Below are 14,275 nucleotides of genomic sequence, written 5' to 3' on the forward strand. Positions count from 1 at the left end.
AGGCAGCGAATGTCAACGAAATAGTTAGGAAGCTTTGTATTTGAGTGAGGAACGGAGGGGAATGTTGCTTGGGATACCGCGGCGCCCCCGTTCGCGAGCAAGCCCGCTCCCTCACAGAATCAGTGTGATTCCTTTGGGAGCGAGCTTGCTCGCGAACGGGGCGATTCGGTCTTGCGGGCTAGGCGGGATATTCAATTCAACTCACGGATAAGCCAATGCGCAGCTCTGATCAGTTGAACTTGCACTGATCTGGCATCACGCCAGCACAGCGAGGCAGAACGCTGCCGTCCGGCTGGGTTTCATTGCTCCATGCCGCACCCGGTTGAACGGAGCCAGAGGTTTTCAGCGCCATGCGTACGCCTTCACGCTTCGAGCCGACGTAGTCGCAGGCCACAAAGTTTTTCGCATTTACGACATACGCTTCCTTGAACGCTACATTTTTCAGATCCGTCTCGTCAGCCATCGGGTTTTCACCGGTCCATTGCAGACCATTACCCGCAGGTGCCGTGTAAACAAAGCCGCCATGTTCAGATGCTTTCTGCTGGATCTTGCTGACCGTTGGGCAGGCGTTGCCGGCATAGGCGTTAGCCATCAATGCCATCATCACGATTACGCCAGCGGAAATTTTCTGGGTCATTCCAGTCATGTTTGTTACTCCATGTATGCACTTTAAGTTTAGTCATCATCCATCTACGACTTGTTTTCAGCCCAGGCAGATAAATCAATAGATCGCATCAATTGCGATGACCTCATCCTAGTACAGACTCGCATTTCAAAGAACAGCCACAGCCGTTCGAAAAGACCTCAAAACATGTCACCAAAAAAAACATAATAAAAGAGTATCAACCAACTTTCAGAAAACGTAAAATAACAATAAACCGTTATAAATCAACTATATAAATATTAAAATACATAAAAAGCGAACACGACACACTTCAAAAAAACAAGCAAATAGACAATCTTCCATTGAAAAAATAGATTACCCCCACACTCCAGCAACAACCAACCTTCAACACCAAACAACTTAGGCTATACACGAAGGTGAATATTCCCACACAACAAATTCTCCCTCCTTACTTCATACATTCATGATATGAAGAAGAAGGAGAATTCCTGAAGGTTTTAAATCAAAAATCCCGCTTGTAGAAGATATCCAGCGAACTGGCGATGCCGCTGGCGGCTTCCAGGTAGACCCGCTTGCTCAGTTTGTAGCGCAGGGCGATGGTATTGGCCGGTTCGAACACCCCCACCCCATACCGCAAACTGAGCTTCTCGGAGATATTGCCGCTGGCGACCACGCTAGTGGCTGCGCCGCTGCCCTCGGTGTCGAGCTGGAAATCCTCAATCCCCAGATCCTTGGCCAGCGTGCCGGTGAAGTTGGAACTGCCCATCAACCCCAGACCCAGCGCCGCCTGGGCCAGCATGTTGTTGTCTTCACCGGTGGTGCTCCGCTTATGACCGAGCACCAGGTAGGACAGGGCATCCTCCTGGCTCATGGCCGGCTCGGAGAAAATCTGCGTGGTCGGCTGCTCGGCGTTGCCGCTCAAGCGGATCCCGGCGATCACGTCACCGGTCTGGCGAATCGCTTCGATGTCCAGATACGGCTGATCGATTGGGCCGGCGAACAACAGCCGTGCACGGCGCACGGTCAGACGCTGGCCATAGGCGCGATAGCGACCCTCGTTGAGCCAGAGCTCGCCACGGGTGTCCATGTTGTCGCCGATATGCACCTGGCCTTGCAGGTTGGCGGTCAATCCAAAACCACTGAAACTGAGCTTTTCTTTGCCGACGATCACGTCGATATCCATGGCCATGACCAGCGGCGGCTTGCCCTCTTCGGTCTGGTGGCCAACGATCACCGTGTCATCCGAGACCTTGACGGTGGACGGCGGCAACTCGCGGATGGTGATATCGCCCTTGGGCACCAGCACCTTGCCGGTGATCGCCAGTTTGTCGTTCTGCATCGAGATCTTCAGGTCCGGTGCCACTTCCAGCGCCGCATAAGGCTCGACCGTGACCGGCAATTGCGAGCCTTTGAGGCTCAGATCGACCACCAGTGCCTGGCCCCAGTTAATATTCCCGCTCAAGCGGCCCTGCCCGCTCTTGCCGCTTTTCCAGCCGCCGTTCAGCTGCACGCTTTCGCCAGCGATCAGCGCCTGAATCTGCAGCGCCTCGAAGCTGGTGGGCAATTCAGGCCCAGACACTTCGCCGTCGCTGAGAATCAAACTGCCGTTGACTTGGGGCGTCAGCAACCCTCCAGACAAACTGCCACTGCCATTCAAATGCCCGGACAGTTTCTCGACCATCGGCATGAAAGGTCGGGCCACCGATAGATCCAGGCCGCTGAGACGGAACGAGCCGGTGAGCGGCTTGTTTTGGGGTAAAGGATTGATCTGCGCCTGCAGCATCAGTTCGCCCAGCTTGCCACCGACGAAATTCAGCTGGGTATCGATGCGAGTCGGACTAAGGCGGCTATCGAGTTTCAGCGTCTGATAAGGGAAGTCCAGCCACTGGTCTTTTTCGCGGATGCGCAAGGTGCCGCCGCTGGCGTCGACCGTGACCTGGCCTTTCGGGCCGCTGGCTGGCAGATCCAGTTGCACGTCAGCATTGAGCCTGCCCTTCCAGGCAAAATCTTTCGGCAGCCATTGGGCGAGGCTTTCAATCGGGAACTGCTTGAGGTGGTAACGCAACATCGGGTCGGGCATCAACCGCTGATCTTCACCACACATACTGGCTTGTCCGGACACCCAGCAGTGGGCTCCAAAGTTGATCCTGCCATCGGCCAGATACTCGAGCTTCGCCGGGGCCTGCAGCTTCCAGTCCTGGCCTCCGGCCTGTAGGTCACCGCTGGCCAGACGTCCGCGCCAGTTACCTTTATCCAGATTGCCGTCCAGCCCCAGGGCCAGTTTGAGCAGCGGGCCCTGCAAGTCCAGTTGCAGCTTCTGCTGCTTGATATCGCCCTGGCCGCTGGCGGTCAGCGTGCCCAGTTGCGTGTCACCGGCCTGGATGCCGCTGGCTTTAAGATCGATGCGCGCCCGTTGCGCGCTGTCCAGCTTGGCGTCCAGGTTCAGGCTTTGCAGGCGCTTATCCTCAAGCGCCAGCTGCAGGCCTTGCAGGCTCAGCTTGCCTTGGGGTGCCTTGAGCGTCCCCGCGACGTCGACCCGGCCATTGAGCTGGCCGCGCAATTGCGGCCAGAGCTGCCCCAGGCGCGGCATCTTGATGTCGATCTGCCCGGCCAGTTTTTGTTGCAGGCTGCCGCTGCCGTGAATGCGGTTGTCACCCAGGCGAATATCCAGGGCGTTGAGGGTCCATTGTTCGCCGCCACCATCGGCCTTGGCCTGGAGCACCGCGGGTTGACCGCGCAGCTTGCCCTTGAGGTCCAGGTCAGCGTTCAACTTCAGCTGTTCATTCTTCAGTTCGCCCTTGCTGCGCAACGGTCCAGCGAGAGTACCCGGCAACTCCGCCAGCCAATACGCCGGGTTGATCGCCGACAGGTCGAGCGCCGTGTCCCAGGCGATGCCCTCGGCAAACTGCAGGTTCAAGTGCCCTTCGGCTTTGCCTTGTCCGGCCACCAGCTTGAACTCCGGGAGGAAGATTTTTGTCAGGTCGCCACTGAACGGACTGCTCAGGCTGAACGCCCCTGCCGGGCCATCGAGGGCGGCTTTGAAGTTGCCAAGATAATTGCCATCGCGGTAAGACACTTCACCATTGAAGGTCCGCAGCGCCACTTCAGGTTCGTCGATCAGCGGATAGAGCCGATGCCAGGGGAAGTTCAGCCAGTCGACCTTGCCCTCGGCGCTGAAGCCTTCACTCCAGTCCAGTTGCCCGCTGAGCTTGAGGCTCTGCTCAGCACTGGCGCTGAGGTCCAGCGCGGCGATTTGCGCGCCCTTTGCGTCGACCTTGCCTTGCAGCAGCAGACCGACCGGGCCCTGTTCGGCGGGCAAGGTGGCGCTGCCCTGCAGTTGATAACCGTTTTTCAGATCGCCCTTGCCCGTGAGCTCAAGCTGATTGAGTTGCAGAGTGTCCGGCAAGTCGGCGCTGGCCTTGAAGCCATCCGCGGTGATGCGCACCTGGGCAGGGAGGTTCTCCACCAAGGGTTGCAGCTCGCCGGTCAATTGGCCTTGCAGGTAACCACTGCTGTCAGCCTTGAGCTTCAGGGTTTTCAGCAGATTGCCGTCGACTTTCAAGGCCAGTGCCCAGGGTCCGGTGCCCGGCGCCGGTAAGGTCAATCGGCCTTCAGCCGTCAACGGCCAGTCGCCGCTCGGTTGCAGCAGGCCGGACAGCTCCAGGCTCAGCTCGTCCCGTTGCAGGTGCACCGAGTCGATCTGCAGCCCTTTGGTCGTCCACTGCGCCGCCAGTTGCAGGCCTTTGAGTTCTTCGCTGCCGTTGAACAACAAGCTGCCGATCCGCACTTCGCCCAACTCGATAGCCAGCGGCAGCTTCAAGTCCGGCAGGCTGATGGGGCCGCTGCTTTCATCGCTGCCCGGTGGAAACTGCAGGCTGACCTGCTCGACCTTCAGTTGTTCGATACACAAAGTCATGCGCGTCAGGCACAGCGGCGACCAGGCAAATACTGGCCGGCTCAGCTCGACCCGGCTTCTGTCCTGCTGCCAGAGCAGGTGATCGGCACTCCATCGGGCGCCCAGGCGACCCTGGAAGTTTTCCACCGTCAAACCCGGCACCCAGCCCAGCGCCCAACGGCTGCCAGCCTGAGTTCCCAGCACCGTGGCCAGCGCCAGCAACACCATCATCACCAGCGCCAGGATCGCCAGCAGCGCTATTTTCACAACACGATTCACAACTCAGGCCCCATGGAAAAGTGCAAACGAAAGCCGCCGTCATCGTCCATTGCCCGGGCAACGTCCAGGCGCAACGGCCCGACCGGCGAAACCCAGCGCACACCGATACCGACCCCAGTCTTGAGGTTCGGCAATTCAAGGGTGTTGAACGAATTGCCCTGGTCGATGAAGGTCGCGACCCGCCACTTGTCAGTGACGGAATATTGATACTCGGCGCTGCCGGCGACCATGTAGCGTCCACCGATGCGATCGCCGTCGGAGTTTTTCGGCGACAGGCTCTGATAGTCGTATCCGCGCACGCTTTGATCGCCACCGGCAAAGAAGCGCAATGACGGCGGTATCGAGGCATAGCCATTGGTGGCGCTGCCACCGAACTGCACGCGACCGAGTAGCCGGTGCTTGTCCCAGACCGTGGTCAAGCCTTTGAGCAGTGCCGTGCCATAGAGCAGATTGTTATCCGAGCCCAATCCTTCCTTGGCTACTTTGGTGTCGAATTGCAGACGATAGCCATTGTGCGGATCGATGCGGTTGTCGCTGCGCAGGTAGGAATAACTGACGCCGGGCATCAGCAAGGTACTCAGACCGGAATCATCGCCGAGGCGGTATTCCTCGCGCTGCCATTTCAGCGAAATCACCCGCTGCCAGCCACTGGGCAACTTGCTGTGCCACTCGGGGCCGACGGTCAGCAGCTTGCTCAGGCTGTCGGTGCCCGCCAGTTCTTCATATTGATAGCCGCCGGCATAGCGAAGTTTGTCGGTGAGCGGCGGATCCAGCGGCACGTCGTACCACAGCCCGACATTCTGCCGTGGCGCGGACACCTCGGTCTCCCAGCCATAGCTGTGGCCTTGGGGGTTGACCCAATGCCGGGTCCAGTTGGCCTTGACGCGCGGCCCGACGTCTGTGGAAAACCCCAGGCCCAGGCCCATGGTCCGAGGCTTGCGGGTTTCCAGTTGCACGGCCACCGGGATTACATTGTTGGCTGCGGCGGCGGGCGCGGCATCGACCCGCACCCCTTCGAAATAACCGCTGGACTGCAGCGCCTGGTTCAGCTCGGCGATCTGTTCGGAGTCGTAGGGATCACCGGCCTTGAACGGCACCATGCGCTGCAGCAAATCTTCATCGAACGGAGTGTCGCCAGCAAAGCTGACCTTGCCCAACGCATAACGCGGACCACTGTCGTAGATCAGTTCGATGTCGGCAACGCCGGCCTGGGGGTCGACCAGTAATTTCTGGCTGGTAAAGCGCCCGCTGAAATAGCCATAGCGCGAGGCCTGATTCTGGATCAACCGCTTTGCGTCTTCGTAGTGACCGTGATTGAGTACCGCGCCGGATTTCAGCTGAGCGCCTTTCGGCACGCGGAAGGCTTTGAGAGAGGCTGCGGGGCCATCGACTCGCACGGTGACATTACGCAAGTGCACCGGCTCGCCAGGGTCGATGTTCAACACCAGCCGAGGCTTCTTGCCGCCTTTGACTTCACTGTCGATCTGCGGCTGATAGTAACCCAGGGCCTGGGCGGCCTTTCGCGCTTGCTCTTCGGCGCCGCGACTGAAGCGCAACAAGGCTTCTTCATCGCGCTCGCCGAGGCCACCGATATAGCCTTCTATATTGGCCTTCAGTTCATCGTTGGACGGTTTGATCCTGACGTCCAATTCGCTTTGCGCAAACGCCGCACAGCTTGTGACCAGCATGAGCAAACTGCTGGTAATTCTTCCTGGAGACTTCATAGGCGCGGATGCTATCACGAGCAAGGGAGCGTGATAGAGCCCTGGATTGACCGGAAGTTTCTACATTAAGCGGTTGCTGTTTGTAACATCTGCGGATTGGGGTGAAAAAACACATGTTCGCGGACAGGTCCTATAGCGACCTCGCCGATTTCCTCATAGCCCTGGCGCTTATAGAACTCCAGATAACGAGGGTTCCCGGTGTCGAGTACTACACCTTCCGAATGCTCGTCCACTGCGCACCAATTATGCACTGCTTGCAGCAACTGCTCGCCGAAGTGCTTGCCCTGGAATTGCGGATGAATCCCCAGCAACGGCAAAACATGAACCGCATCGGAGGGCAGGCAGGCCACCACCGCCTCGTGATAGTCCAGATAACGCCGGGTACAACGAAAGCCGGTGCTGAGCACCATTCGCAGGCGCCAGGCCCAACTCTCGGTGATGCCCAGGCGACGTTGTGGCGGTGCGATCAAGGCGATACCGATCAGCCGGTCGTTGACCAGCAGGCCGATGGCCGGCAATTCCTGGAGAAAGTGCTGTTTGACCAGTTCGCGCACCGTTGCCCGGACTCGCTGCTCATAACCAGGTCGCCCGTGCTCGAACAAAAAGGCGAACGTCGGCTCATGCCGGTAGGCCTGATACAGCAAGGAACGCGCTTCGCGGGAATAACCGCTATCGAGCATATGAATGTCAGCGATGGCAGAGGTTTCAGGCATAACAGTCGATCTCCCAGGGCGCGGCTCAAAGTGGCCGTGCTCTTTATACAAAAGCCTTTGTTACTACGAGCCTGTGTACGAGCGCACAGTTCCCCTTAACAACTGCTCACACTCTACGCTCAAAGGACACTAGCAGTGCATCTGACCTACCGCCACGCTGGCCGCCACCGGACTTGTCGGCTAGCATCGCAGTTTTGCCAGGACTGCCGACCATGAAGATCGTCTCGTTCAACATCAACGGCCTGCGCGCCCGGCCGCATCAGCTGGCAGCGCTGATCGAGAAACACCAGCCGGATGTAATCGGCCTGCAGGAAACCAAGGTCCATGACGACCAGTTCCCGTTCGCCGAAATCCAGGCCCTCGGTTATCACGTGTATTACCACGGGCAAAAGGGCCATTACGGCGTCGCCCTGCTCTCCCGTCAGGAACCGATCGCGCTGCACAAAGGCTTTGCCAGTGATGAAGAAGACGCTCAACGACGTTTTATCTGGGGCACTTTCGCCGACGCCAACGGCGAATCGGTGACCATCATGAACGGCTATTTCCCACAAGGTGAAAGCCGCGACCACCCGACCAAGTTCCCGGCCAAGCAACGCTTCTATAACGACCTGCAGCAATTGCTCGAAACCCGATTCCGCAATGATCAGCCGCTGGTGGTGATGGGCGACGTGAACATTTCCCCGGAAGACTGCGACATCGGCATCGGCCCGGACAACATGAAGCGCTGGCTGAAAACCGGCAAATGCAGCTTCCTCCCGGAAGAGCGCGAGTGGATGGCCCGTCTGAAGAACTGGGGTCTGGTGGACAGCTTCCGGCATCTGAACCCGGACGTCGCCGATCGCTTCAGCTGGTTCGACTACCGCAGTCGCGGGTTTGAAGACGAACCTAAACGCGGTCTGCGCATCGACCTGATCCTCGCCTCCCACGCACTGTTGCCACGAATCAAGGCTGCCGGCGTCGACTACGACCTGCGCGCCATGGAAAAACCTTCCGACCATGCGCCGATCTGGCTTGAGTTGAGCTGATCCCCAAAGACCGACACAACTCTAATAATGTGGGAGCGAGCTTGCTCGCGATAGCGGACTGTCAGCCAACATCAATGTTGAATGTCAGCCCCAATCGCGAGCAAGCTCGCTCCCACAGTTGATCTGCGGCGTTTGTCATATTTCAGCAATCTCACTGACTTATTCTCCCGGCACTTCCCTTGCCTTAGAAGGTGCCGCTCCAATGCTGCGCGCGCTGTTTGTGATGATGCTTTGCAGCCTGACTGTTCCTGTCGTCGCCAATGAACTACCGATCCCGGACCAGGGCCCTGCCCTGCGCATTCAGGGTTCCAACACCATCGGCGCCGCATTGGGTCCGGCGCTGGTCAAAGGGCTGATGGAAGATCAGGGCCTGCTCAAGGTGCGCAGCGAAATCACCGGCCACACCAACGAACAGCGGATCGTCGGCCAGACGCCGCAAGGCCGCGAGGTGGTGGTGGAAATCGCGGCCCATGGTTCGAGCACCGGGTTTACCGCACTTCAAGCCGCTACTGCCGATCTGGCGGCCTCATCGAGACCGATCAAGGACAGTGAACTGGTCGACCTCGAAACCCTGGGCGACCTGAAAAGCCCCGCCGCCGAGCAGGTGATCGCCATCGACGGGCTGGCGATCATCCTGCATCCGCAAAACCCCTTGAGCCAATTGAACACTGAGCAACTGGCGCGAATTTTCAGCGGCGAGGTGAACACCTGGGAAGATCTGGGCGGCATTGGCGGGACGATCCAGCTGTATGCCCGGGATGACCAATCGGGCACCTACGATACCTTCAAGGAGCTTGTGCTCAACCGTCGCGGCAAAACCCTGGACGGCGCGGCGAAACGATTTGAATCCAGCGAGCAGCTGTCTGATGCGGTCAGCCAGGACCCGCAAGGCATCGGCTTTATCGGCCTGCCTTATGTACGTCAGGCCAAGGCCGTGGCGATTGTCGACGGCGATTCGCAACCCATGCTGCCGCTCAATAGCCTGATCGCCACCGAGGACTACCCGTTGTCGCGGCGCTTGTTCTTTTACCTGCCACCCAGCGGGCAAAACCCGTGGGCCACTGCGCTGGTGGCGTTTGCCCAAAGCAGCAAGGGCCAGACTATCGTCGCTGCCAACGGTTTTATTGCTCAGAGCGTGCATGCCATGCCGGTAATGGTCGGCGCGCAGATGCCTGACGGCTATCAGGCCATCACCCGTCACGCACAACGGCTGTCGGTGAATTTTCGCTTCGAGGAAGGCAGCGCCAGCCTGGACAACAAAGCCCGCCAGGATCTGTCGCGAGTGCTCGCCTATTTAAGGCTCCACAACAAGCTCGATAAACAGGTGACGCTGGTGGGTTTTGGCGATGCCAAGAGCGACCCGGCGCGGGCGGACCTGTTGTCGAAGCTGCGAGCCATGGCGGTGCGGCGGGAGTTGGTCAAGAACGGCGTGGTATTTCGCGAGATTCGCGGCTTTGGCGCCGAGATGCCAGTGGCGGCCAATAGCGCCGATGAAGGCCGGATAAAGAATCGGCGGGTGGAGGTTTGGGTGTATTGAAGTGAACACAGAGTATGGCGAGGGGCTTCTGTGGCGAGGGGGCTTGCCCCCGCTGGGGCGCGCAGCGGCCCTAAAATCTGCAACTGCGGTTTTTCAGGGAGAACGCATACACAGGTTTTACGACTGCTTCGCAGCCGAACGGGGGCAAGCCCCCTCACCACAGCAAGCTCCCTCGCCACAGGGTCTTACTGCCCGCTACGCATCATCTCTTTGGGCACATACTTGCCGATCTCGAACTTGCCGATCGCCGCGCGGTGCACTTCGTCCGGGCCGTCGGCCAAGCGCAGGGTGCGCTGCATGGCATACATGTAGGCCAGCGGGAAATCGTTGGAAACCCCGGCCCCGCCATGGATCTGGATCGCCCGGTCGATAACCTTCAAGGCCACGTTCGGTGCAACCACCTTGATCTGGGCGATTTCGCTTTTCGCCACTTTATTGCCGGCGGTGTCCATCATGTACGCCGCTTTCAGTGTCAGCAGACGCGCCATATCGATTTCCATCCGCGAGTCGGCGATCTTGTCGATATTGCCACCCAGACGTGCCAGGGGTTTACCGAACGCAGTCCGACTGATCGAACGTTTGCACATCAACTCCAGTGCACGTTCGGCCATGCCGATCGAGCGCATGCAATGGTGAATCCGGCCTGGGCCAAGGCGACCCTGGGCGATTTCAAAACCGCGCCCCTCACCCAACAACACATTCTCATAAGGTACCCGGACGTTCTCGAACAGTACCTCAGCGTGGCCATGGGGCGCGTCGTCGTAACCGAACACCGGTAGCGGACGGACGATCTTCACACCCGGAGCATCCACCGGCACCAGGATCATCGAGTGCTGTTGGTGACGCGGCGCATCCGGATTGCTCAGGCCCATGAAGATCAGGATCTTGCAACGCGGGTCGCAGGCACCCGAGGTCCACCATTTCTTGCCGTTGATCACCCACTCGTCACCCTGACGCTCGGCACGGGCGGCCATGTTGGTGGCATCGGAGGAAGCCACATCCGGCTCGGTCATGGCAAAGGCCGAACGAATCTCGCCGCGCAACAGCGGCTCCAGCCAGCGCTGTTTCTGTTCTTCGTTGGCGTAGCGCACCAGTACTTCCATGTTGCCGGTGTCCGGTGCCGAGCAGTTGAACGGCTCCGGCCCCAACAACGAGCGACCCATGATTTCCGCCAGCGGCGCGTACTCAAGATTGGTCAAGCCGGCGCCCAGCTCGGACTCGGGCAGGAACAGGTTCCACAAGCCTTCGGCCTTGGCCTTGAGTTTAAGCTCCTCCATGATCGCGGTCGGCTGCCAGCGGTCGCCCTCCGAGACCTGGCGTTCGAACACCGCTTCAGCCGGATAAACGTAAGCGTCCATGAACGCGGTCACGCGCTCACGCAGTTCCTGAACCTTAGGGGAATAAGCGAAATCCATGAGCAGCTACCTTCTTCGAGGAGGTTGATGAGGTCATGCAATCGATGCTAGAACAGCTACGAAAATTTACCTAGCCTATTCTCGGCGTGTATTAACATTCATCACCGATATATGATCAGTTGATCGAAACCTAAAAATAAGAGTGCAGCGCAATGAATCTGAGCAAGGTCGACCTGAACCTTTTCATCGTCTTCGACGCGATCTACACCGAAGCCAACCTGACCCGTGCCGGGCAGATCGTCGGCATCACTCAGCCAGCCGTGTCGAACGCTCTGGCCCGCCTGCGCGAGACCTTCAACGACCCGTTGTTCGTGCGCACCGCCCAGGGCATGGTGCCTACGCCCATGGCGCAAAACATCATCGGTCCGGTGCGCAACGCGTTATCGCTACTGCGAGTGTCGGTGCAGGAAAGCCGGATTTTCAACCCGCTGCAAGCGACCAAGACCTACCGCATCAGCATGACCGACCTCACCGAAGCGGTGATCCTGCCGCCGCTGTTCCAGCGCCTGCGACGCCTGGCCCCGACAGTGATCATCGAGAGCTTTTTATCCAAACGCCGGGAAACCACCAAGGAACTGGCGGCCGGTCGCCTCGACTTCGCGGTCGATGCGCCCCTCAACACCGACCCGCAAGTGCGCCACGTCAAGCTGATGGAAGACCGTTATGTCTGCGCCATGCGCAAGGGGCATCCATTGGCAGGCAAAGACAAATTCACCCTCGAGGACTACCTGTCGCTGACCCATATCCATATCTCCAGCCGGCGCAGTGGCCTGGGGCATGTCGACCTGGCATTGGGCAAGATGGGCATCCAGCGCAAGATCGCCCTGCGCTCACAGCATTACTTGATGGCTTCGCAAGTGCTGCAGCAGACCGACATGGTGATGACCGTGCCGGAGCGTTTCGCCCGTCGGCATGAGCTGCATGCATTCAACCTGCCGGTCAATGACGTGCCGCCGGTCGAAACCCACCTCTACTGGCATGAAAGCACCGACCAGGACCCGGCCAACCGCTGGATGCGCGAGCAGATGATCGAGTTGTGCCAGCAAGTGACTGCCCATGAGAAGAAGCTGGACAAAGTGTAGGACTGAGGACCGCGTCATCGTTCATCGCGAGCAGGCTCACACATGGTCCGTTTAATTCCTGTAGGAGCGAGCTTGCTCGCGATGAACTCGAAAGCGCTGCAGTGATTCAGGCGCCCCGCGTTATCGTTGGCGACCATCGCGAGCAAGCTCGCTCCTACAGCGATGAGGCCAGTACTGACACCGAAGATCTACACTGCTTGACGTAAACGTCAACCTGCCATTAGCTTAGCAGCAAGACCTTTCTTGAGCGCTTCCATGAGCAGCCAGACTTACAGCATCTCCGACCTCGCCCGCGAGCTCGACATCACCACCCGCGCCATTCGCTTCTATGAGGAGCAAGGCCTGCTGGCCCCCGAGCGGCGCGGCCAGGAACGCATCTATTCGCCTCGCGACAAAGTCAGCCTGAAGCTGATCCTGCGGGGCAAGCGCATCGGCTTCTCCCTGGCCGAATGCCGCGAGCTGATCGAACTCTACGACCCTACCAGCGGCAACCAGAAACAGCTGCACAGCATGCTGGCGAAAATCACCGAACGTCGCGAACAGCTGGAACAGCAAATGCTCGATATCGAGCAAATGAAGCTTGAGCTGGACACGGCAGAAGAGCGCTGTATCCAGGCGCTGGAAGAGACGATCGAGAGTCAGAAGGTGGCTCAGTAACACCATCGTGAGGGTGACGAATAACTCAATGTGGGATCGCCGCACCGTCGCTCCCACATTTGATCGATGTTCGCGTCCTTTGGCACATTGACAACCCATAGCAGGTCAACTCATGTCTATCCCCACCCACGTACGCCTGATCGAAGTCGGCCCCCGCGACGGTCTGCAGAACGAAGCTCAGCCCATCAGCGTGGCGGACAAGGTGCAACTGGTCGATGCACTGACCGCCGCCGGCCTTGGTTATATAGAAGTCGGCAGTTTCGTTTCGCCCAAATGGGTGCCGCAGATGGCCGGCTCAGCCGAAGTCTTCGCACAGATCCAGCGCAAACCGGGGGTGACCTACGGTGCATTGGCGCCGAATCTGCGTGGCTTCGAAGACGCGCTGGCAGCCGGGGTCAAGGAAGTCGCGGTATTCGCCGCCGCTTCCGAAGCCTTTTCCCAACGCAATATCAATTGCTCGATCAGCGAAAGCCTCGAGCGTTTTGTTCCGATTATGGAAGCCGCCAAACAGCACGGCATCAGCGTGCGCGGTTATGTGTCCTGCGTGCTGGGCTGCCCTTATGAAGGCCAGGTGGCGCCCAAGCAAGTCGCCGCTGTCGCGCGGGAGCTGTACGCCATGGGCTGCTACGAAGTTTCCCTGGGCGACACCATCGGCACCGGCACCGCCGGCGCCACCCGAAAGATGTTCGAGGTGGTCGGTAGTCAGGTGCCACGGGACAAACTGGCCGGACACTTCCATGACACCTACGGCCAGGCCGTGGCCAATATCTACGCCAGCCTGCTGGAAGGCATCGCGGTGTTCGACAGCTCCATCGCCGGCCTCGGTGGCTGCCCCTACGCCAAAGGCGCCAGCGGTAACGTCGCCACCGAAGACGTGCTGTACCTGCTCAATGGCCTGGGAATCAGCACCGGAATCGACATGGACCGCCTGATCCAGGCCGGCCAGCAGATCTGCACGGTACTAGGACGCCCGACCGGTTCTCGCGTGGCCAAGGCTCGCAGCGCCGTGTGAGGTGCGGTTGTGACGGGGTGTTACCGCCCCCTCAATCCCGGAGCGAAAACGAGTAACACGGGAACAGATTCGCGGGAATTGTCTGAGTGCCTTTTCCTATAAAATAACCATGTGATTGATTTTAAAGGGTTTTTAAAAGTTGGCACGGCTTCTGCTATATCTCCTGTACAACAAGAATAAAAATAAGCGGCAAACCCAATAAAAATAAGACGTAACGACTCTGACATAACAAAAACAACACGGCAGAGACGCAGCTAACAGATTTTTTTGGAGAAGGTGTGCTTCCAGGGTGCTTTTCGAAGTAACCCGCA

10 protein-coding genes are annotated in these 14,275 nt (G+C 58.8%); 5 read left to right on the top strand and 5 right to left on the bottom strand.

Features of this window, described 5'->3' with window-relative positions:
• Positions 1-229 precede the first annotated feature (229 nt).
• From ACA064_RS20550 to ACA064_RS20565, 4 genes are all read right to left on the bottom strand, one after another.
• Positions 230-646: a DUF3757 domain-containing protein gene (locus ACA064_RS20550; protein ID WP_497669758.1), complete on the bottom strand. Its 417-nt coding sequence runs from the start codon at positions 644-646 to the stop codon at positions 230-232.
• Between the two features lie 481 nt (positions 647-1,127).
• Positions 1,128-4,799 carry a translocation/assembly module TamB domain-containing protein gene (locus ACA064_RS20555; protein ID WP_497669759.1) on the bottom strand — a complete coding sequence of 1,224 codons (3,672 nt, stop codon included), beginning with the start codon at positions 4,797-4,799 and terminating at the stop codon, positions 1,128-1,130.
• Positions 4,796-6,523, bottom strand: coding sequence for an autotransporter assembly complex protein TamA (locus ACA064_RS20560; protein ID WP_497669760.1), 1,728 nt, complete (start codon positions 6,521-6,523; stop codon positions 4,796-4,798). The genes ACA064_RS20555 and ACA064_RS20560 overlap by 4 nt, the downstream gene beginning before the upstream one ends.
• Before the next feature lie 65 nt (positions 6,524-6,588).
• On the bottom strand, positions 6,589-7,236 hold the full coding sequence (locus tag ACA064_RS20565; RefSeq protein WP_497669761.1) for a GNAT family N-acetyltransferase: 648 nt from the start codon (positions 7,234-7,236) through the stop codon (positions 6,589-6,591).
• 212 nt (positions 7,237-7,448) lie between these two features.
• On the opposite strand from ACA064_RS20565, the gene xthA reads away from it, so the two are divergent.
• Both xthA and ACA064_RS20575 read left to right on the top strand, forming a co-directional pair.
• Positions 7,449-8,261, top strand: coding sequence for an exodeoxyribonuclease III (gene xthA / locus ACA064_RS20570; protein WP_497669762.1), 813 nt, complete (start codon positions 7,449-7,451; stop codon positions 8,259-8,261).
• 223 nt (positions 8,262-8,484) lie between these two features.
• Positions 8,485-9,798, top strand: a complete 1,314-nt coding sequence (locus ACA064_RS20575; protein WP_497674293.1) for a substrate-binding domain-containing protein — start codon at positions 8,485-8,487, stop codon at positions 9,796-9,798.
• A gap of 185 nt (positions 9,799-9,983) precedes the next feature.
• Here the strand turns inward: ACA064_RS20575 and ACA064_RS20580 are convergent, their stop codons facing one another.
• Positions 9,984-11,213, bottom strand: a complete 1,230-nt coding sequence (locus tag ACA064_RS20580; RefSeq protein ID WP_497669763.1) for an acyl-CoA dehydrogenase — start codon at positions 11,211-11,213, stop codon at positions 9,984-9,986.
• 152 nt (positions 11,214-11,365) lie between these two features.
• Between ACA064_RS20580 and ACA064_RS20585 the strand changes: the two genes are divergently transcribed.
• From ACA064_RS20585 to ACA064_RS20595, 3 genes are all read left to right on the top strand, one after another.
• On the top strand, positions 11,366-12,295 hold the full coding sequence (locus ACA064_RS20585) for a LysR family transcriptional regulator (protein WP_497669764.1): 930 nt from the start codon (positions 11,366-11,368) through the stop codon (positions 12,293-12,295).
• A 255-nt stretch (positions 12,296-12,550) separates the two neighbouring features.
• Positions 12,551-12,952, top strand: a complete 402-nt coding sequence (locus ACA064_RS20590; protein WP_497669765.1) for a MerR family transcriptional regulator — start codon at positions 12,551-12,553, stop codon at positions 12,950-12,952.
• Positions 12,953-13,064: 112 nt separating this feature from the next.
• Complete coding sequence (locus tag ACA064_RS20595; RefSeq protein ID WP_497669766.1) at positions 13,065-13,964, top strand: hydroxymethylglutaryl-CoA lyase; 900 nt, start codon at positions 13,065-13,067, stop codon at positions 13,962-13,964.
• Positions 13,965-14,275: the final 311 nt, after the last annotated feature.

The organism is Pseudomonas sp. LBUM1658 (assembly GCF_059716055.1).

Bases quoted from the DNA above. Each gene is read 5' to 3' on its own strand.
- ACA064_RS20550 (WP_497669758.1), bottom strand. From the start codon at position 646: ATGACTGGAATGACCCAGAAAATTTCCGCTGGCGTAATCGTGATGATG.
- ACA064_RS20560 (WP_497669760.1), bottom strand. From the start codon at position 6,523: ATGAAGTCTCCAGGAAGAATTACCAGCAGTTTGCTCATGCTGGTCACA.
- ACA064_RS20565 (WP_497669761.1), bottom strand. From the start codon at position 7,236: ATGCCTGAAACCTCTGCCATCGCTGACATTCATATGCTCGATAGCGGT.
- xthA (WP_497669762.1), top strand. From the start codon at position 7,449: ATGAAGATCGTCTCGTTCAACATCAACGGCCTGCGCGCCCGGCCGCAT.
- ACA064_RS20575 (WP_497674293.1), top strand. From the start codon at position 8,485: ATGATGCTTTGCAGCCTGACTGTTCCTGTCGTCGCCAATGAACTACCG.
- ACA064_RS20580 (WP_497669763.1), bottom strand. From the start codon at position 11,213: ATGGATTTCGCTTATTCCCCTAAGGTTCAGGAACTGCGTGAGCGCGTG.
- ACA064_RS20585 (WP_497669764.1), top strand. From the start codon at position 11,366: ATGAATCTGAGCAAGGTCGACCTGAACCTTTTCATCGTCTTCGACGCG.
- ACA064_RS20590 (WP_497669765.1), top strand. From the start codon at position 12,551: ATGAGCAGCCAGACTTACAGCATCTCCGACCTCGCCCGCGAGCTCGAC.
- ACA064_RS20595 (WP_497669766.1), top strand. From the start codon at position 13,065: ATGTCTATCCCCACCCACGTACGCCTGATCGAAGTCGGCCCCCGCGAC.